General features: G+C 62.0%; 14 protein-coding genes. 3 read left to right on the forward strand and 11 right to left on the reverse strand.

Annotation, left to right across the window (positions count from 1 at the left end; all coding sequences use genetic code 11):
* Position 1 precedes the first annotated feature (1 nt).
* Genes EGJ27_RS06420 through EGJ27_RS06440 form a run of 5 tightly spaced genes read right to left on the reverse strand, consistent with a single transcriptional unit; the run spans position 2 to position 2,550 of the window.
* Positions 2-547 carry a hypothetical protein gene (locus tag EGJ27_RS06420; protein ID WP_125829893.1) on the reverse strand — a complete coding sequence of 182 codons (546 nt, stop codon included), beginning with the start codon at positions 545-547 and terminating at the stop codon, positions 2-4.
* The gene (locus tag EGJ27_RS06425) at positions 544-798 is read right to left on the reverse strand and encodes an acyl carrier protein (protein ID WP_125829894.1); all 255 of its coding nucleotides are present in this window, start codon (positions 796-798) and stop codon (positions 544-546) included. The genes EGJ27_RS06420 and EGJ27_RS06425 overlap by 4 nt, the downstream gene beginning before the upstream one ends.
* 9 nt (positions 799-807) lie before the next feature.
* Complete coding sequence (locus EGJ27_RS06430; protein WP_125829895.1) at positions 808-1,068, reverse strand: phosphopantetheine-binding protein; 261 nt, start codon at positions 1,066-1,068, stop codon at positions 808-810.
* Positions 1,043-1,855, reverse strand: a complete 813-nt coding sequence (locus EGJ27_RS06435; RefSeq protein ID WP_125829896.1) for a 1-acyl-sn-glycerol-3-phosphate acyltransferase — start codon at positions 1,853-1,855, stop codon at positions 1,043-1,045. Before EGJ27_RS06435 ends, EGJ27_RS06430 begins: the two co-directional genes overlap by 26 nt.
* Positions 1,831-2,550, reverse strand: coding sequence for a beta-ketoacyl synthase chain length factor (locus EGJ27_RS06440; protein WP_125829897.1), 720 nt, complete (start codon positions 2,548-2,550; stop codon positions 1,831-1,833). Before EGJ27_RS06440 ends, EGJ27_RS06435 begins: the two co-directional genes overlap by 25 nt.
* A 270-nt stretch (positions 2,551-2,820) precedes the next feature.
* Between EGJ27_RS06440 and EGJ27_RS06445 the strand changes: the two genes are divergently transcribed.
* Positions 2,821-3,600: a ParA family protein gene (locus tag EGJ27_RS06445; RefSeq protein ID WP_125829898.1), complete on the forward strand. Its 780-nt coding sequence runs from the start codon at positions 2,821-2,823 to the stop codon at positions 3,598-3,600.
* 39 nt (positions 3,601-3,639) lie between these two features.
* Here the strand turns inward: EGJ27_RS06445 and EGJ27_RS06450 are convergent, their stop codons facing one another.
* Positions 3,640-4,044: a PAAR domain-containing protein gene (locus EGJ27_RS06450; protein ID WP_125829899.1), complete on the reverse strand. Its 405-nt coding sequence runs from the start codon at positions 4,042-4,044 to the stop codon at positions 3,640-3,642.
* Positions 4,045-4,245: 201 nt separating this feature from the next.
* On the opposite strand from EGJ27_RS06450, the gene EGJ27_RS06455 reads away from it, so the two are divergent.
* On the forward strand, positions 4,246-4,938 hold the full coding sequence (locus EGJ27_RS06455) for an aspartate/glutamate racemase family protein (protein ID WP_125829900.1): 693 nt from the start codon (positions 4,246-4,248) through the stop codon (positions 4,936-4,938).
* A gap of 82 nt (positions 4,939-5,020) precedes the next feature.
* Here the strand turns inward: EGJ27_RS06455 and selO are convergent, their stop codons facing one another.
* The 5 genes from selO to putA form a co-directional block, all read right to left on the reverse strand.
* Positions 5,021-6,484, reverse strand: coding sequence for a protein adenylyltransferase SelO (gene selO, locus EGJ27_RS06460; RefSeq protein ID WP_125829901.1), 1,464 nt, complete (start codon positions 6,482-6,484; stop codon positions 5,021-5,023).
* A gap of 48 nt (positions 6,485-6,532) precedes the next feature.
* Complete coding sequence (gene mscK, locus EGJ27_RS06465) at positions 6,533-9,937, reverse strand: mechanosensitive channel MscK (protein WP_125829902.1); 3,405 nt, start codon at positions 9,935-9,937, stop codon at positions 6,533-6,535.
* Between the two features lie 38 nt (positions 9,938-9,975).
* Positions 9,976-11,718 (reverse strand): potassium/proton antiporter, encoded by a 1,743-nt coding sequence (locus tag EGJ27_RS06470; protein ID WP_125829903.1) that lies wholly within the window; start codon positions 11,716-11,718, stop codon positions 9,976-9,978.
* A gap of 281 nt (positions 11,719-11,999) precedes the next feature.
* Positions 12,000-13,802: an acyl-CoA dehydrogenase gene (locus tag EGJ27_RS06475; RefSeq protein ID WP_125829904.1), complete on the reverse strand. Its 1,803-nt coding sequence runs from the start codon at positions 13,800-13,802 to the stop codon at positions 12,000-12,002.
* Positions 13,803-14,013: 211 nt separating this feature from the next.
* A complete protein-coding gene (gene putA, locus EGJ27_RS06480) occupies positions 14,014-17,964 on the reverse strand; it encodes a trifunctional transcriptional regulator/proline dehydrogenase/L-glutamate gamma-semialdehyde dehydrogenase (protein WP_125829905.1) in 3,951 nt (1,316 codons plus the stop codon).
* A gap of 454 nt (positions 17,965-18,418) precedes the next feature.
* Here putA and putP point away from each other — a divergent pair, with 454 nt between their 5' ends.
* The gene (putP, locus tag EGJ27_RS06485) at positions 18,419-19,906 is read left to right on the forward strand and encodes a sodium/proline symporter PutP (RefSeq protein WP_125829906.1); all 1,488 of its coding nucleotides are present in this window, start codon (positions 18,419-18,421) and stop codon (positions 19,904-19,906) included.
* Positions 19,907-19,998: the final 92 nt, after the last annotated feature.

Below are 19,998 nucleotides of genomic sequence, written 5' to 3' on the forward strand. Positions count from 1 at the left end.
TTCATGCATGGCTTACGACACGGCGCCGCGCAAACCATTCGCCTGCGAACAGCAGGCCCATCAATGCGTAGGAAATCAGGCCGGTGTATAGCGCCCACCAGGACAACGGCGCCCACAGCGTCAACGCTGCGGCACTCAGGCCGTTGAACAGAAAGAACACGCACCAGATCTGTGTGACGCAGCGGGTGTAGCGCACCCCGGATGCGGGCAGGTCGGGACGTTGCAGGCGTGCCATGCGCTCGACGATCGGCGGGCCGTAGACCAGGCTCGAACCGAACAGGCTCAGCATGAACGCGCTGACCAGTACCGGATACCAGCGCAGCATCCAGTGGGTGTCGACCACGCTAAGCAGTATGCAGAACGCTATCGCCACACCCGCCATCGCCATGCCGCCTGGGCGCTGCCCGGCGGTGATCGCACGGGCCAGCCACAGGCTGCCGAGCAGCAACGCGAACTGCCAGGGCGCGAAATGCTCGGCGCCCCAGTAGACCGCCAGCGGGTAGAGCACACCAGCCACCACCAGGATGAGCCCGATCAGGCGTTTCATGCGGCGGGATTGACCAGCCGGTACACCGCCTCGACCACGTCGTTGACGGTACGCACGGACTTGAACTCATCGGCGGCGATTTTCTTGCCGGTCTTGCGCTTGATGTGGTCGATCAGGTCGACCGCATCGATACTGTCGATCTCCAGATCCTGATACAGGTTGGCATCGAGCGTCACGCGCTCGGGTTCCAGTTCGAACAGCTCCACCATGGAGGTGCGCAGAGTGTCGAAAATGTCATCACGGGTTTGCATGTTCAATCCTCAGGCCGGCTGTCTGGCGCTGACGAAGGCCGCGAGGCTGTCGACGCTGGTGAAATGATTGCGTGTGTCCTTGGCATCGGCATCGATCTTGATGCCGTAGTGTTTCTGGATGGCCAGGCCCAGTTCCAGCGCGTCCACCGAGTCCAGCCCGAGGCCCTCGCCGAACAGGATCTGGTCGTTGCCGATATCCGCCGGAGTGATGTCTTCGAGGCCCAGGGCATCGATGATCAATTGTTTAATGTCCTGGTGTAGATCGCTCATCTGCAGCGAGCTCCTTGATGAAATAGTGATGCAGGTAATCGTTGAGTCTGCGTGACGCCACCGGTGGCGGGCCAAGCGCAGCAAAGGCGGTTGGATCGATGTCCGTGCCGACGCGCAGGGTGAAATGCACGCGGCGGTGGGGAATGCGATACCAGGGTTCGGCTTTGGTCAGGGTTGTCGGGCTCACCGTGATCATCACCGGCGTGATCAGGCTGGCGCCGCGCAGTGCTATGGCAGCTGCACCGCGATGAAACGCCGGTGCCTGACCCGGTTGCGTGCGAGTGCCCTCGGGAAAAATGATCAGGGTCTGGCCGGCTTGCAGGCCTTCGACGGCGGCGTCGAACATGTCCATGCTGCCGTCGTTGCTGATGTAGCCGGTTGAACGCACCGGGCCGCGGGTGCACGGGTTGTCCCAGAGGCTGCGCTTGACCACGCAGTTCGCATCGCGGACCAGCCCGATCAGGAAGACCACGTCGATCAGCGACGGATGATTGGCGATGATCATCTGGCCGGGCCGGCCCAGCCGTTCGGCGCCCTGTACGTCATAGGTCAGTACGCCCATGCGTGCCATGAGCCGGATGAACAGCCAGAACAAACGGCTGATGGTCCGCCGCGCCCGGCGCTGATGGCTGGCCCTGTCGCCCGGCAGGCAACCGAGCAGCGGAAAAACCAGGACACGCAGGCACAGGCCGCTCAGCCCGAACAGGGCAAAGCTGAAGCCGGTGGCCAGCAGGCGCCAGTAATAGGCGTCGCGGCGCTTGCTCAAGGGTTGCGTCGCCAGGTCCATAACCGGTTGTTCCAGGGATGCTCGAAAGTGGTTTGGCGGATGTTCAGTGCCCGCAAGAGATTCAGCGCATGGGGCCATTTGCTGCGTTCGGAGGTTTGCGTGTCTGCGTTCAAGGCCAGATGCCAGTCATCGCCCGGGGTCAGCAGCAGCCCGACGGCATAAGGGAAGGGCACGTCGTCGATCCATTTGGCGTAAGCCTGCGGCGGTTGCTCTTCGGTGACGACCAGCAGGACCGCCGGTACGCCCTCGGCCAGCAGGGTCGCCGCTTCCAGCACACCGTGTTCGAGGCCGTCGCCGGAGGCGGCAATCGCCGTCATCTCGCTGGTCTCGCCACGCATGATCGACCACAGGCCAATGACGGCGTTATGCACCGACAAGCTGAATTGGGTGGGAGATAGCGGCTCGTTAGCTGCCAGTTCGCGCAGGATGTCGAATGTGCGTGGTGTTTCGCCGTGGCGTGAGACAAAGACCATCGGCAGTCGCGCAAAGCCTTCGGCCAGCGGCCAGCCCACTGCGAATGCCATACGCGCCATGCGCCCCAGGCGTCTGCGCTGCATGGCCGGCAGGAATGACACGTCCGGTGCTTCATCGCTGACCTGCAAGGGTGCCGGGTTGCGACTCCATTGCTGCCACTCGTCGGCGCTCGCCAGCCCGGGTGCCCAGGCGCGCCATTGTGCAATATTGAACGTGATCACAACTTCTCTTCCCGCCCCTGCGGGCTTGCTTATCGCTAAATAAATGCCAGAACGATATCAGCCTGGTGCGGTACTAGGACTGCGCGCACGCATTATCCCGATGGGGCTGTGGACTAGCAAATCTGATGCATGCAATCCGTCGGTGAAACAGGCCCCCGTGATTTCATGAATTACCTCGCCCTTGTCATATGTATTGCCTAGACTCGGTCCACTTGCAGGGCTGTTATCGGCCGGCTGCATCTTTTCTTCATTCTTTCAGGGAGGCCGTTCATGCGTCGCGTGGTGTTCAATCAGAAAGGGGGTGTTGGTAAATCCAGCATTGCTTGCAATCTGGCGGCGGTCAGCGCGAGCGAGGGTTACCGGACACTGTTGATCGACCTTGATGCGCAGGCCAATTCCACCCAGTACCTCACCGGCCTCACCGGCAACGATATCCCCATGGGAATTGCCGATTTCTTCAAGCAGACCCTGTCGTCGACGCCGTTCGGCAAGAAGAACCACGTCGATATCTATGAAACGCCCTACGACAACCTGCATGTCGTTACCGCCACTTCCGAGCTTGCGGATCTGCAGCCCAAGCTCGAGTCCAAGCACAAGATCAACAAGCTGCGCAAACTGCTCGATGAGTTGAGCGAGGACTACGAGCGGATCTACCTGGATACCCCGCCTGCGTTGAACTTTTATGCGGTGTCCGCGCTGATCGCTGCGGACCGCGTGCTGATTCCCTTCGATTGCGACAGCTTCTCCCGCCAGGCTCTGTACGGACTGCTGCAGGAGGTCGACGACCTCAAGGAAGACCACAACGAGCGCCTGGAGGTGGAAGGCATCATCGTCAACCAGTTCCAGCCTCGTGCCAGCCTGCCGCAGCAGATGCTCGACGAGCTGATCGCCGAGGGTCTTCCTGTATTGCCGGTGTATCTCAATGCCTCGGTGAAGATGCGCGAATCACATCAGGCGAACATGCCGCTGGTCCATTTCGACCCACGCCACAAGCTGACCCAACAGTTCGTCGAGCTGCACAACTGGCTGGAAACCAATGCCCGCCCCTGATGACGCGTGTGGGGCCGGCATGTGGCCCATTGTAGAAGGTCAGGAATGTGAAAAAAGCGGCCTGAGCACCGGCGAGTTGTAGGTTCCTTCCTTGATGGCCCGGGTAATCTGCTCGGCATTCAGGCGTGCCTGCTCGGCGATGTCCTCGGGGATGGTAATGGCCGCATCCATTTCTGCCGTGAAGTGATCCTGCGATGCGGACAATCGGTTGCTGCCCGGTTTGCAGCCGCAACTTACCTGATGGCCGTGAGTCGCTACGGCCAGGCACTCGTCGATGTAGGTGGGATTGCCCTGGGCGATGAACCCTACGCGCTTGCATACCGGACACCAGACCGGATCGCCCATGCGCGCCACCCGGCGCAGATCGATCACTTCGGTTGCCGAGGCGGCCAGTACGAAACCTCCGCTGGTGGTGGGATCGCCTTCCCTGACTATGTATGACATGGCGTTGTACCTCTGTGTGCTGAAAGCCCTGATGCTAGGTCTAAAAACCTTGTCCGGGGGCGCCTCTTTGCCTTTAGAGACAAGTCCTACGGAAAAATCAGCAGGGTGCGTCAAGCTGTTACAAGGCGAGCCCTGGATTGACTGGAACCGAGCGGCATTCAAGCTTAGGCTGGCCTCCATGACCCTTTCAGGATGACCGACATGCAAACCCTTGGCGTGATAGGTGGGATGAGCTGGGAGTCGACGACGACCTATTACAAGTTGTTGAACGAGGGCGTGCGCGATGCGCTGGGCGGGTTGCATTCGGCACCGCTGATTCTGCACTCGGTGGATTTCGCGGCGATTGCAGCCTTGCAGAAGGCCGGTGACTGGGACCGCGCCGGCGCGCAGCTCGCCGATGTGGCACGTGGCCTGGAGCGTGCCGGTGCTGGCGCTTTGTTGCTGGCGACCAACACCATGCATAAAGTCGCGCCGGCCATCGAGGCGGCGGTCGATATTCCGCTGCTGCACATTGGCGATGCGGTCGGTCAGGCGTTGCAGGCGGACGGGGTGAAGCGCGCGGCATTGCTGGGGACCCGTTTCACCATGCAGGAAGAGTTCTACCGGCAGCGGCTGGCCGAGCGATTCGACATCCAGGTGCTGCTGCCCGGCAGCGAAGCGATGGCAGAGATTGACCGAGCGATCTTTGCCGAACTCTGTCTAGGAGAGTTTCGCCAGACTACGCGTGACTATTACCTCGAGGTCTTGCGGCGCTTGCGCGACCAGGGCGCCGAGGCAGCCATCCTCGGCTGCACGGAAATCGGCCTGCTGCTCGGCGACGTGGAAAGCCCGCTGCCTCTGATCGACAGCGCCGAACAGCATGTGGCGATGGGCCTGAAGTGGTTGCTGCCGTAAAACCGCGTTCCCAGCTCAACGCAGCGCGCCGGCATAAGGCCCGTGGCGCGCGTTATCAGGCAGCCGGTGTCATGTGCGCGGCTCAAGACGAACAACTGATTTCCAGATGCTTGCCCCAATCCGGTGGACGCTGTGCATAACCGGACATGCCCGGTTGTTCGGTAAACGGGTTGCACAGCACGGTATGCAGGCGGCGTACCTCGCTGTAGTCGCCTTTCTCCGCCGCTTCGATGGCGTTCTGCGCCAGGTAGTTGCGCAGGATGTAGAGCGGGTTGACCGCATGCATGCGGGCCTGGCGTTCCTGCTCGTTATCGCTGCCATCGCGGGTGATGCGCTCCAGATAGCTTTGCGCCCAGCCGTCGAAGCCCTTGATGTCGATGAATTCGTCGCGTAACCGGCGCACTGCATCGGTGGCCGGTTGGTCGCCCAGTCGGCGGAAAAACAGGGTGTAGTCGACGCCGCTGTTCTGCATCAGTTGCAACAAGCGGGCGACCAGTTCTGCGTCCGCATCCTCGGCGCCGGTCAAGCCCAGGCGGCGGCGCATCAGGTCCAGATAGTGCGCCTGATACAGCGGCAGGAACAGGCCAATGGTCTCGCGCAGCGCTTCGACGCTGATGAACGGCGTCAGCGCCTGGGCCAGCGCGCTCAGGTTCCATTGGGCAATCGGCACCTGATTGCTGAAGGAATAGCGGCCTTCGTGGTCCGAGTGGTTGCAGATGAAGTGCTGGTCGAAATCGTCGAGAAAGGCGAACGGCCCGAAGTCGAAGGTGATGCCCAGGATCGACATGTTGTCGGTGTTCATCACGCCGTGGCAGAAACCGTAGGCCTGCCATTTGGCGATCAGCTCGGCGTTGCGCTCGACGATCTCGCGAAACATCGCCAGATACGGTTCCGGCTGTTCCCTGCATTGCGGGTAATGCAGCGTCAGCACATGTTCGGCCAGTTCCTTGAGCTGTTCGGGCTGCTTGGTGTAGTAGAAATATTCCAGGCTGCCGTAACGCACGTGGCTCTGCGCCAGACGCAGCACCATGGCCGCGCGTTCCTGGGTTTCCCGCCACACCGGCGTATCCGAGCCGATCACGCAGGCCGCGCGACTGGTGGGAATGCCCAGCGCATGCAGCGCTTCGGAGGCCAGGAATTCGCGGATCGATGAGCGCAGCACCGCGCGTCCGTCGCCCATGCGGGAATAGGGTGTCTGGCCGGCGCCTTTGAGGTGCAGGTCCCAGTGCTCGCCTGCATCGTTGTAGACCTCGCCGAGCAACAGCCCGCGGCCATCGCCCAGGCGCGGGTTGTAGGAACCGAACTGATGGCCGGAATACACCATGGCGCGTGGCTCGGCTTCGGACCACAGCTTGTGGCCGCTGAATATTTCCGCGAACAGGGGCAGTTCGGCTTGAGCCGGGTCCAGGTCCAGCAGTGCCAGCGCTGCGTCACTGGCAACGACCAGACGCGGCTCGGCAATGGGCTCAGGCAGGACGGATGTGGAAAACGCGTCGCCCAGGCGGGCGAAGCGATTATCGAAGATCAGTTCGTCGAGCGCTTTCAAGGGCGTTCTCCAGCAGAGTGTGCGGGCATTCTGCTGGGGTTGACCCTGTCAGTCGAGTCTCAGTTCCGGCGGTTCCTGCGCGTCCTTGGTCGCGGGCGAGACTTTGGTGGTGACCGGCGGGTTGACCGAAGGCGTGCCCGGCTGGGTAGGAACCAGGGTTTTGTCCGTCGGCTCGACCGGCACCATCTTGTATTCCTGGCCGTGGAGGTTCTTGAGATAGACCTCCATCTGGCGGAACGAGATGTTGATCTTCTGCTTCTTGAACTCGCGGTTGATGAAGCGGTTGATCTCGTCCAGCACCGGGTTGCGGTCGCCCAGGTCACGCACGTGCATGCGCAGTTCGTGGTCCAGCGTGCTTTCACCGAAATTCAGGAAGTAGACAATCGGTTCCGGGTCCTTGAGCACGCGCGGGTTATCCCGTGCGGCTTGCAGCAGCAGGGTGCGCACCAGATCCAGGTCCGAGCCGTAGTCGACGCCCAGCTTGAGGGTGACCCGAGTGATGGTGTCGGTCAGCGACCAGTTGATCAACTGGCCGGTGATGAACGTCTTGTTCGGGACGATGATGTCCTTGCGGTCGAAGTCGGTGATGGTCGTGGCGCGGATGCGGATCTTGCTGACCGTGCCCGACAGGTTGCCGATGGTGATGGTGTCGCCGATACGCACCGGACGCTCGAACAGGATCATGATGCCGGAGATGAAGTTGGCGAAGATTTCCTGCATGCCGAAGCCCAGGCCGACCGACAGTGCCGCGACCAGCCACTGCAGTTTGTCCCAGCTCACGCCCAGGGTTGAAAGGGTCGTGACAAAGCCAATGCCGGCGATGGCGTAAGACAGCAGCGTGGTGGTGGCGTATGCGCTGCCCTGGGCCAGATTCAGCCGCGACAGCACCAGCACCTCCAGCAGGCCAGGCAGGTTGCCCGCCAGCACGAATGTAATGGCGACGATCACCACCGCGCCGATGAAGTCGCCCAGGCTGATCGGCACCATGCTCATATTGGCGCCGGTGCCGCTGGTGTATTCGTAGAGGGTGATGTTGTCGAGGTAGGCGAACACGCTGATCAGGTCGGCCCAGACCAGATACAGTCCGCCGACGAAGGCGCTCAGCAGCGCCAGACGAATCAGACGCAACGATTGCTGGTTGACCTGCTCGATGTCCAGCTTCGGCTCCTCGATCGGCGCATCGCTGTCGCCACTGTCGCGGGCCGCCTGACGCTTGGCCAGGGCGCGCTGGTAGGCCAGGCGCCGCGCTGCCACACTCAGGCCGCGCACGAAGGTGGCTTCGATCATCAGCCACAGCATCAGCAGGTAGAGTGTGTCGATCAGTCGGTCACTGAGCTTGAGGGCGGTGTAGTAATAGCCGAAGCACACCGCCACGAACAGCGCGATGGGCAGCGCGGTAAACGCCAGGCCCAGCGCTTTGCGGAACAGCGAGGCGTTGTGATGGGTCGGGCTGGCCAGCAGCAAGCGGCCGAGCAGCCAGGCCATCAGCGCGTAGCACGCCAGAACCACACCGATTCCCAGCACGTCGTCAGCCAGCGCCGCAGGCTGATGCTCGGCGACGGCCACGACTGCTACCAGCGCCAGGACCACCAGCCCGAGGCGTCGGACCCAGCCGCGCAGGAATTCCACCTGGATGGTTTCCCAGCGGAAGTGCAACTGAGCGACACCGGCCGGCGCCAGCACCCGGTAGGCGGTGTAGAACACCAGCCAGGCCAGCGCGAGTTGCAGCAGCGCTTCTCCCAGGTTGGCGTTCTGGCCGCGCGCGTCGATCTGCAGCGCGTAGCCGCACAGCGCAAGGCCGAGCGCGACCGGCAGCGCCAGCAGCACGTTGATCAGCAAGGCCAACGGGGTTTTCCACTGGCTGTCGCGCTTGAAGTGGCCGATATCGGCATGCAGACGGTTGAGGTGCGCGTAGAGCGCGTTGCGTCGCCAGGTCAATACGCCGATCAGCAACAGCAACGGCAGGAACAGCAGCGGGCGATGGGTCAGGCCATCGCTTAATTCACTGATGCTGGAAGTCCACGGCAGGGTAGCGACCTGTTTTTTCAGGCGCGGCCAGATGGTCTGGAACCACTCCATATCCAGCGGCTTGTTGCTGGGAATCCAGAACATCTGCTCGTCCAGCGTGGCGCGCAGGCTGATCGCGGTGCTGGTCAGTTGCTTCTGGTTCAGTTGCAGCGTGATCGATTCGTTGAGCAATGCGCTCAGCTCACGGTTCAGGCGCTCCAGCAGGTCGCTGCGGGTGATCGCCAGATCCATCAGCGTGCGCCGCAACGACGGCGTGATGTCTTCGGGCGGCTGGGTCGCCAGCAGTTTCTCGACATACGCCAGCGGGGTGCTCATCTGTTCACGTTGCTGGTTGATTTCGAACTGGTACAGGCGAATGTTGGCGATTTCGTCGGCCAGGCCCTTGTCCAGTTCCAGATGCGGCAGCGCCTGCTTCTGTTTGTAGAGAATCTTGGACAGCAACAGGCTGCCGCTCAGCACGTTGATCTGTTCGCTCAGCGCCTGATCGGTCTGGGTCAGGTTATCCAGTTGCTGTTTGGTGCGCAGGTTCTGCTGGGTCAGCTCGTTGAGTCGGTCGGTGCCGCGCAGCAGATAGTCGGACAGCTTGAGGTTGGCCGCGCTTTCGGTGGCCAGCAGGCTGCTGCCACCGGCCTTCTGTGCTTCCAGCGACAGTTCGGCCACGGTCTTCTGGGACTGGGCGCGACGCTTGTCGTTGATCAGGGTTTGCAGGTCCTGGATTTCCTGTTCCTGGCGCGCCACTTTCTCAGTCAGCAGGTCGTGGCGGCTGTTGCCCAGATCCTGCAACTGACTGTTGCCCGCCAGTTCCTGGCGGCGCAGCAGATTAAGGGCGTTGATCGACGCCAGCTCAGCGTTGAGCAGGTTGCGTTGGTCGGTGCTCAACGTCTTGCCGTTGTCTTTACCGGCCTTGAGCGTGGCGTTGATCTGCTGGATGCGGGTCTGGTTGGCGCTGATTTCGGCCTGGGCGCGTTCTGGACGAGTCTGGGCGGTGATGGTCAGGCTGTTGGCTTCGTTCAGGGCTTTCTGCAAGTCGCTTTGCTGGGTGCTGCGCTGGCTGAGGATCTGTTCCAGCTGCGGCACATCCAGGTTGCCATAGCGCTGCGCGACGGGCACGATTTTGCTGGCCTTGAGGCGGTTCAGCTCGCGCTGGTTTTCTTCCAGCTCCTTGGGCGCCTGATTGAGCTGGTGCTTGAGGTCGGTCAGCTTCTGCTGGTTTTCTTCCTGGGCGGACAGAAAGCCCAAGGTCTGTTCCAGTACCTGCTGCAGGGCTTTCTGGTCGGCGTCCGGCAGTTTGCGGTCAGCGATTTTGTCCAGGCTCTGCTGCACGGTGGCAGCGGTAGGCGGAGCGCTGTCCGCCGCCATGGCCGGTGAAGCGGACAGGCAGAGCCCAAGCAGGGTGACGGCAAAGAAGGTGCGCAGGGAAAGCATAGATACCGGTCGCTGGATGAAACAGATGGATTGGCAGTTTAAAGGAACAATCCGGGACCCGGGCGGCTACCTTCGGGGAATCTGACGCCGACTTTGAGGATCTTGTTCCCCTCCATGGCTGCAACTGTCCAGATTGTGCTGTTCCACTCGATCTGATCGCCCACGACCGGTTCGCCGCGATTCTTCTGCACGATGAACTGGCTGAGCGGCATGCTGGCGTCCAGGCCATCGAGCGTCAGGCCATAGAGTTCTGCAACTGCGCCCAACTGTGCGTCACCTTCAAGCACAAAGTCGCCGAAGAAACGCAGGTCCAGCCCGCGCTGCGGCGCCTGGCTGAACAGTTTGCCCAAGGCCGGCAGGTCGTGTTCATGGCCGATCACGCACAGCAGGTCGCCGACTTCCAGCGTGGTGCTGCCGGAAGGGTGCAACAGTTGCTGACCGCGGAACAGGGCGGCGATGCGCGTGCCTTCGGGCATTTTCAGTTCACGCAGCGCGGCACCGATGCACCATTTTTCCGCGCCCAGGCGATAGACGAACAGCTCCCATTCACTGGTGACGTGCACTTCCAGGGCGGCGCGGGAAATCGGTGCCGGATCAGGTGGAACCGTCACTTTCAGCAATTTCGCCATCCACGGCAGGCTGGTGCCTTGCAGCAGCAGCGAGACCAATACGATGAAGAACGCCAGGTTGAAATACAGCTGGGCATTGGGCAAACCGGCCATCAGCGGGAACACCGCGAGAATGATCGGCACCGCGCCGCGCAGACCGACCCACGCAATGAACGCCTTTTCGCGACCGTGGAACGCCTTGAACGGCAGCAGGCCGACCATCACCGACAACGGGCGCGCGATCAGGATCATCCACAAGGCCAGGCCCAGCGCCGGAATCGCGATGGGCAGTAGATCGTGCGGCGTGACCAGCAGACCCAGCACCAGGAACATGCCGATCTGCGCCAGCCAGGCCATGCCGTCGAGCATGTGCAGAATGCCGTGGCGACTGCGGATCGGGCGGTTGCCCAGCACCAGGCCGCACAGGTAGACCGCGAGAAAGCCGCTGCCGTGAATGGCATTGGTCATGGCGAAGATCGCCAGGCCACCGGCAATCACCAGAATCGGGTACAGGCCGGCCGCCAGATTGATGCGATTGACCAGCTGCAACATGACCCAGCCACCGCCCAGGCCGATGACGCTGCCGATACCGAATTCCTGGATCAAGTGCCCGACCAGACCCCAGTGCAGGCCGGTTTCGCCGCTGGCGAGCATGCCGATCAGGGTAACGGTCAGAAACACTGCCATCGGGTCGTTGCTTCCCGATTCGATTTCCAGCGTTGCGGTGACCCGTTCGTTCAGGCCCTTGCCGCCCAGCAGCGAGAACACGGCTGCCGCGTCGGTCGAGCCGACGATAGCGCCGATCAGCAGGCCCTGGATCATGTTCAGATCGAACAGCCAGGCGGCAACCATGCCCGTCAGCGCGGTGGTTATCAGCACGCCGACGGTGGCCAGCGACAACGCCGGCCACAGCGCTACCCGGAAACTCGACACGCGGGTTCGCAAGCCGCCGTCGAGCAGGATCACTGCCAAGGCCAGGTTGCCGACCAGATACGCGGTGGCGTAGTTGTCGAAAATGATGCCGCCGCCATCGACGCCCGCCACCATGCCCACCGCCAGGATGATGACCAGAATCGGGATGCCCAGGCGCGAGGACAGCGAGCTGACCAGAATGCTTGCTGCCACCAGCAACGCGCCGATCAAAAACAGGCTGTTGATGGTCGTGGCATCCAAAGTCGGTACTCCTGATCAAAAAACGAAAGAAAGATTGCGGGGCTGAAAATGACCATGCAGTCGGCATGCCAAGGGATTTAACCTGTTGAATTGGCTGGCTGTCAAAGCATTGTCCGCATATATCACAGGAAAGGCTTCGCCCGCTGCCACGCAGGCATGAAAGATGTGTCATCGAGGTTTTGAGGTTTTTTCGAGGTGCCCGGCCGTCAGGCGTTTCCCACACGGTGGCGGGGTTTGACGCCACCCGATGAGTCGCCGCCGGAGGTCATGCTCCGCGATGGTTAGAACCAGTCTTCGCGCATCGCCAGGCAGGTGGTGTCGCGGCGTTCCAGGATCGCCAGCTCATGGTGGCAGCCGGGTATTTCCCAGGTCAGGAAGTAACGGGCCGCCTGCAACTTGCCGCGGTAAAAGGATTCGTCGCCGGCGTTGCCCTGCAGCAGGCCCTGACTGGCGTGAATGGCCTGCTCCAGCCAGCGCCATCCGATCACGGTATGGCCAAATACCTTGAGATACAGGGCTGAGTTGGCCAGAGCCGCGTTGACCTGGCCGTGCGCCAGATCGGCGAGCAGTCCAAGGGTGACGGCCTGCAGTCGCGCCAGCAAATGTTCCAGCGGTTGGCGCAACTCCACCAGTTCGGCAAACGCACGGGAGCGCTCGGTCGTGGCGCTGATCTGCCGGATCAGCTGCGTGAGCCCGGCTCCACCGCCTTGCGCCAGTTTGCGTCCCAGCAGATCCAGCGACTGGATGCCGTGTGTCCCTTCGTGAATCGGGTTAAGGCGGTTATCGCGGTAGTACTGTTCCAGCGGATAGTCTCGGGTGTAGCCATGGCCGCCCAGCACCTGGATAGCCAGCTCGTTGGCCTTCAGGCAGAACTCCGACGGCCATGATTTGACGACAGGCGTCAGCAGATCCAGCAGCGCCTGGGCGTTGTGCCGCGTTTCCTGGGTTTCGCCGGTCCGGGTGTCGTCGAACAGCCGGGCGGCGTACAGGCCCAGGTCGAACGCGCCTTCCACATAGGCTTTCTGGGTCAGCAGCATGCGCCGAACGTCCGCGTGTTGAATGATCGCCACCGGCGCGCTGGTCGGAGTTTTGCTGTCCGGCAGGCGTCCTTGCGGCCGTTGCCGTGCGTAGTCGAGGGAATACAGGTAACCGGCATAGCCCAGCATCACGGCGCCCAGGCCGACGCCGATCCGCGCTTCGTTCATCATCTGGAACATGTAGCCGAGGCCCTGATGCGGCTTGCCGATCAGATAGCCGACACACTGGCCGTTATCGCCGAAGTTCAACGCAGTCGAGGTGGTGCCGCGCCAGCCCATCTTGTGGAACAGGCCTGCCAATAGCACATCGTTGCGTGCGCCAGCGCTGCCGTCGTCGTTGACCAGGAACTTGGGGACGATGAACAACGAAATGCCTTTGACCCCGGCCGGTGCGTCCGGCAGCTTTGCCAGCACCAGATGCACGATGTTTTCCGACAGCGAGTGGTCGCCGCCCGAAATGAATATCTTGTTGCCGCGCAGGCGGTAGCTGCCGTCAGCCGCAGGCTCGGCGCGGGTGCGGATATCCGACAGCGAAGACCCGGCGTGCGGCTCGGTCAGCGCCATGGTGCCGAAGAACCTGCCTTCGAGCATCGGTTGCAGGAAGCGTCGTTTTTGCTCTTCGCTGCCGAAACTCTCGATCAGGTTCGCGGCGGCCATGGTCAGGAACGGATAGGCCGTGGTGCCGACGTTTGCGGCCTGAAAGTGGGCGAAGCAGGCTTGGGACAGCAACGTCGGCAGTTGCATGCCGCCCGCGTCGAAATCCCGCGCTGCGTTGAGAAAGCCTGCTGCCAGAAAGGCGTCCACCGCAGGCTTGACCTCCGGAATCAGAATCGCCTCGCCGTTCTCATAGCGCGGCTCGTTCTCGTCGGCCTTGCGGTTGTGGGGCGCGAAGTATTTCTCGGCAACAGACCGCGCCGTGCTGATTGCAGCATCGAATGTTTCGCGGTTGTGATCGGAGAACCGTTCCCGTCGGGTCAACGCTTCGGCGTCCAGCACTTCATACAGCTCGAAAGCCAGGTTGCGGGAGCAGAGCAGTGTCTCGGACATGGCGGCCTACCTTAGCGAGGGATTCGCTGAGTCTAGGTGCCGGGTGAAGAGGAGGGTAGGAAGATTGATTCGGGTGATAGCCCCTGAATCGTGGGAGCGGACCGGGCGGCGCTCCGCTTGTCCGCGAAGGAGGCCAAAGCAGTCGCCATATAGGTAGCGACTGTACAAACCTCTTCGCGGACACGTCCGCTCCTACGGGAGCGAGTTGACGTCAGCCGATGGTCATCAGGCTGGCGTTACCGCCGGCAGCAGCGGTGTTGACGCTCACGGCGCGTTCGATGACCAGGCGTTCCAACGGGATGTTGGTTTCGCCGTGGGACAGGCCGTTCACCCCAATGATCGCGCCGTTGCGCTGGGCGATCTGCTGGCAGACCTCACGCAACTGGTCCGAATCGCCATGGTGCAGAACCGCATCGAACACGACTTCGTCCTTGTTCCACTCGCTGACCAGCCTGATGCGGGCCTGGACTTCCTTCGGCAGACGAGCGCGCACCGCCTTGGCAACCGCGGTTTCCGGCCAGACAGCGCTGCTGCCGACAGCCAGGACGGCGGCCAGTTGAGCCAGCAGGTCCGCTTCTTCATCGGCCAGGCACAGCACGTGTTCGCGAGGCAGGATCGCGTAGCTGTTGCGCTCCCCGGTCGGGCCGACCAGTTGCCGCGTGATCCCGCTTTGCGACTGCGCAGCGTACTCGTCGCACAAAGCCTGCAACCCGGTCAGCTGGCTGTTCGCAGCCCAGTCCTTGAGCGCCTGCAACGGTTTGCTCATGGCATCACGCAAGCGAGTGTCCGGAGCGGCCACGGCGTCGCCGTGGGCAAACGACTTGTGAATCGCGTCCTGCGGACGAGTCGACAGCAGGCGGTACAGATACAGCGGGCCGCCGGCCTTGGGACCTGTGCCGGACAAGCCTTCGCCGCCGAACGGCTGAACGCCGACTACGGCACCGACGATGTTGCGGTTCACGTAGACGTTACCGGCGTGAACGTTGTCGACCACTTTGGCGATGGTCTCGTCGATACGGGTATGCACGCCGAGGGTCAGGCCGTAGCCGGACGCGTTGATCTGCTCGATCAACTGATCCAGTTCCTTGCGCTTGTAGCGAACCACGTGCAGCACCGGGCCGAAGATTTCACGCTCCAGTTCGTCGAAGCTTTCCAGTTCGATCAGGGTCGGCATCACATAGGTGCCACGCTTGATCTCGGCGCTGTCGGCGATGGCGACCTGATACACCGTGCGACCTTTATCGCGCATGCCCTGAATGTGCTTCTCGATACCGGCCTTGGCTTCGGCGTCGATCACCGGGCCGATGTCCACGCTCAGACGCTCCGGGTTGCCCAGACGGCTTTCAGCCATGGCGCCCTTGAGCATTTCGATCACGCGGTCGGCAGAATCTTCCTGCAGGCACAGCACCCGCAGGGCCGAGCAGCGCTGGCCGGCGCTGTCGAACGCAGACGACACCACGTCGATGACCACCTGTTCGGTCAGGGCCGAGGAGTCGACGATCATCGCGTTCTGGCCGCCGGTTTCGGCGATCAGCGGGATCGGGCGACCCTGGGAGTCCAGGCGACCGGCCACATTGCGTTGCAGCAGACGCGCCACTTCGGTGGAACCGGTGAACATCACGCCCTTGACGCGCTCGTCACCGACCAGCCGCGCACCGACGGTTTCGCCACGGCCCGGCAGCAACTGCACTGCGCCTTCGGGAATGCCGGCTTCCAGCAGAATGCGCACGGCTTGCGCCGCGATCAGCGGCGTCTGCTCGGCCGGCTTGGCCAGTACCGGGTTACCGGCGGCCAGTGCGGCAGCTACCTGACCGCTGAAGATCGCCAGCGGGAAGTTCCACGGACTGATGCAGACCACAGGCCCCAGCGGGCGGTGGCCGTCGTTGGTGAAATCGTTGCGCGCCTGAACGGCGTAGTAGCGCAGGAAATCGACCGCTTCGCGCACTTCGGCGATGGCGTTCAGGTAAGTCTTGCCGGCCTCACGGGCCAGCAGGCCCATCAGCGGCTGGATTTCGGCTTCCATCAGGTCGGCGGCACGTTCCAGAATCGCGGCGCGTTCCGCAGGCGGCGTGGCCTGCCAGATCGGGCCGGCGCTCAGGGCGCACTGGATGGCGTTGTCGACGTCCTGCAGATTGGCTTCCTGCACATGGCCGACCACGTCGCGCAGATCGGACGGGTTCAGCGCGGCGACAGCGGTACCGGCGCTGGCAGCACAGCCCAGCATCGGCGCGGCTTTCCAGTCGGTATGGGCGGTGGCGAGCAGCGCCGACGACAACGACGCCAGGCGATGTTCGTTGGCCATGTCGATGCCGCTGGAGTTGGCGCGCTCGGCACCGTACAGGTCGCGCGGCAAGGGAATGCGCGGGTGCGGCAGGCCGAAGCCGCCTTCCTGAGTGGCCATGCGCTCGATGTGGCTGACCGGATCGGCCACCAGTTCCTGGATGGAAATCGAGTGGTCGGCAATGCGGTTGACGAACGAAGTATTGGCACCGTTTTCCAGCAGGCGGCGAACCAGATAGGCCAGCAGGGTTTCATGGGTGCCGACCGGCGCGTAAACGCGGCACGGACGGTTCAGCTTGCCATCGGCGACCTTGCCCACCACTTGCTCGTAAAGCGGTTCGCCCATGCCGTGCAGGCACTGGAACTCGTACTGGCCCGGATAGTAGTTCTGCCCGGCGATATGGTAGATCGCCGCCAGGGTATGAGCGTTGTGCGTGGCGAACTGCGGATAGATGACTTCCGGCGCGGCCAGCAATTTGCGGGCGCAGGCAATGTAGGACACGTCGGTGTACACCTTGCGGGTGTAGACCGGATAGCCTTCCAGGCCTTCGACCTGGGCGCGCTTGATCTCGCTGTCCCAATAAGCGCCTTTGACCAGGCGGATCATCAAGCGATGGCGGCTGCGGCGCGCCAGATCGATCACGTAGTCGATCACATACGGGCAGCGCTTCTGGTACGCCTGGATCACAAAGCCGATGCCGTTCCAGCCGGTCAGCTGCGGCTCGAAGCACAGGCGTTCGAGCAGATCCAGCGACAGCTCCAGGCGGTCCGCTTCTTCGGCGTCGATATTCAGGCCGATGTCGTATTGCTTGGCGAGCAGGGTCAGCGACAGCAGGCGCGGGTACAGCTCTTCCATGACGCGCTCGTACTGCGCGCGGCTATAGCGCGGGTGCAGTGCCGACAGCTTGATGGAAATGCCCGGGCCTTCGTAGATGCCACGGCCGTGGGACGCCTTGCCGATGGAGTGGATGGCTTGCTCGTAGGACGCCAGATATTTCTGCGCGTCGTGCTCGGTCAGCGCGGCTTCGCCCAGCATATCGTAGGAATAGCGGAAGCCTTTGCTTTCGAACCGGCTGGCGTTGGCCAGGGCTTCGCCGATGGTTTCGCCGGTAACGAACTGCTCGCCCATCAGGCGCATGGCCATGTCCACGCCTTTGCGGATCATGGGCTCGCCGCTCTTGCCGATGATGCGGCTCAAAGAGGAGGTCAGGCCGGCTTCGTTATGAGTGGCGACCAGCTTGCCGGTCAGCAACAGGCCCCAGGTGGCGGCATTGACGAACAGTGACGGGCTGTTGCCCAGGTGCGGCTGCCAGTTGCCGTTGCTGATCTTGTCGCGGATCAGTGCGTCGCGGGTGCCCTTGTCGGGAATGCGCAGCAAGGCTTCGGCCAGGCACATCAGCGCTACGCCTTCCTGGGAAGACAGCGAGAACTCTTGCAGCAAGCCCTGAACGATACCGGCACGGCCGCCGGCACTCTTCTGGTTGCGCAGCTTGTCGGCGATGGTTGCCGCCAGCTTGTTGGTGGCCTCGGCGGTTGCGACCGGCAGGCGCGCCTGCTCCAGCAGCATTGGCACGACTTCCTGCTCCGGGCGACGGTAAGCCGCGGTGATGGCCGCGCGCAGCACCGATTGCGGAAGGATGCTTTCAGCGAACTCAAGGAACGGTTGGTGCCCGGCATCAACCGGCGGCTCGGCGTGATCTTCGCCGTTGCTCGCCTGGCCGTTCAGCTCCAGCAGGGTTACACCACTCTCGAGTTTTTCCAGATAGTTGAAGATCGCCTGCTTGATCAACCAGTGCGGAGTACGGTCGATGGAGTGGGCGGCTGCTTTCAAACGCTCGCGAGTCGGGTCGTCGAGTTTGACGCCCAGAGTGGTGGTGGCCATGCATTGTCCTCATTGTCGCCACTATGGATGTGGCATCGGCTGAGGCGCAGATTATCGTTGGACCCTCTGAGGTGCAACCGGGTGCAACCCGATTTTAAGAATATTTTGTGAGGTTCTGATCGATAAATAATCAATTTCGTTTCATTGCTCGATCAAGGTGCGCTTTTCTTTGCGAAAAGGCCATTTCATGCCCCAAAATGATGCGAAAAACAGGTTAAACCGGTCTTTTTGTGATGGGTGCAACTTGTTTGTTCAAAATGGTTGCACCCGGTTTGAAATCTTTAATACGATCCGCCTCCACGGTACAACCGTAATGTGAATCACTATTGGCTGAGTCCTTGCGGAGTATCAGTCAGCGCTGCGTCGGATGCCAAGGAGCGGCCGGGCTGGAATCTTCAGCTGCTATCTGGTCGGCATCAGGCGCTCTATAAAAACAATGCCAAGGCAGAAACACATGAGTTTGAGCAATCCCACGCTAATAACCTTCGTTATCTACATTGCAGCAATGGTATTGATCGGCCTGCTGGCTTATCGCTCTACCAACAACCTGTCGGACTATATTCTTGGCGGACGCAGCCTGGGCAGTGTGGTGACTGCACTCTCTGCCGGTGCCTCGGACATGAGCGGCTGGCTGCTGATGGGCCTGCCGGGCGCCATCTATATGTCGGGCCTGTCGGAAAGCTGGATTGCCATCGGCCTGATCATCGGTGCCTATCTGAACTGGCTGTTCGTGGCCGGTCGCCTGCGGGTACAGACCGAGCACAACGGTGATGCCCTGACGCTGCCGGATTACTTCAGCAGCCGATTCGAAGATGCCAGCGGCGTGCTGCGCATCATTTCCGCGGTCGTGATTCTGGTGTTCTTCACCATTTACTGTGCTTCGGGCATCGTTGCCGGTGCGCGTCTTTTTGAAAGCACTTTCGGCATGTCCTACGACACAGCCTTGTGGGCCGGCGCCGCAGCGACCATTGCCTACACCTTCGTGGGCGGCTTTCTGGCCGTGAGCTGGACGGACACCGTTCAGGCGACCCTGATGATCTTCGCGCTGATCCTCACGCCGATCATCGTGCTGCTGGCGACCGGCGGTGTCGACACGACGTTCCTGGCCATCGAAGCCAAGGACGCGACCAGCTTCGACATGTTCAAGAACACCACCTTCATCGGCATCGTTTCCCTGCTGGCCTGGGGCCTGGGTTACTTCGGCCAGCCGCATATTCTGGCGCGTTTCATGGCGGCGGATTCGGTCAAGTCCATCGCCAATGCCCGTCGTATCTCCATGACCTGGATGATCCTGTGTCTGGGAGGCACCGTTGCCACTGGTTTCTTCGGCATTGCCTATTTTTCGGCCAATCCTGACCTGGCAGGGCCGGTGACCGAAAACCCGGAGCGGGTGTTCATCGAACTGGCCAAGCTGCTGTTCAATCCATGGGTGGCGGGCGTGTTGCTGTCTGCGATTCTCGCGGCCGTGATGAGCACCCTGAGCTGCCAGCTGCTGGTGTGTTCCAGTGCGCTGACCGAGGACTTCTACAAGGCGTACCTGCGCAAGGGCGCGTCCCAGCGTGAGCTGGTCTGGTTCGGCCGGGCCATGGTTCTGCTGGTGGCAGTGGTTTCGATCATTCTGGCCTCCAACCCGGAAAACCGCGTACTGGGCCTGGTGAGCTACGCATGGGCCGGTTTCGGCGCGGCGTTCGGTCCAGTCGTGCTGATTTCGGTACTGTGGAAAGGCATGACCCGCAACGGCGCGCTGGCCGGCGTGATCGTCGGTGCAGTGACCGTCGTGGCCTGGAAGCAGTTCGATACCATGGGGCTATATGAAATCATCCCGGGCTTCCTGTTTGCCAGCATCGCCATCGTGGTCTTCAGCCTGATCGGCAAAGGCGCGTCCACGACCATGCAGGAGCGCTTCGTGGCTGCCGAGAAGGAGTTCAAAGCAACTCGCTGAACCCACATAACTGTAGGAGACGGCTCGCAGGCATAGGCGTACTTCTTGCCGATGCAAAGAGTGCGAATATATCGGCGCTTTGGCGAGCCGGC

The sequence above is a fragment of the Pseudomonas sp. v388 genome (assembly GCF_003935425.1).
GTDB lineage: Bacteria > Pseudomonadota > Gammaproteobacteria > Pseudomonadales > Pseudomonadaceae > Aquipseudomonas.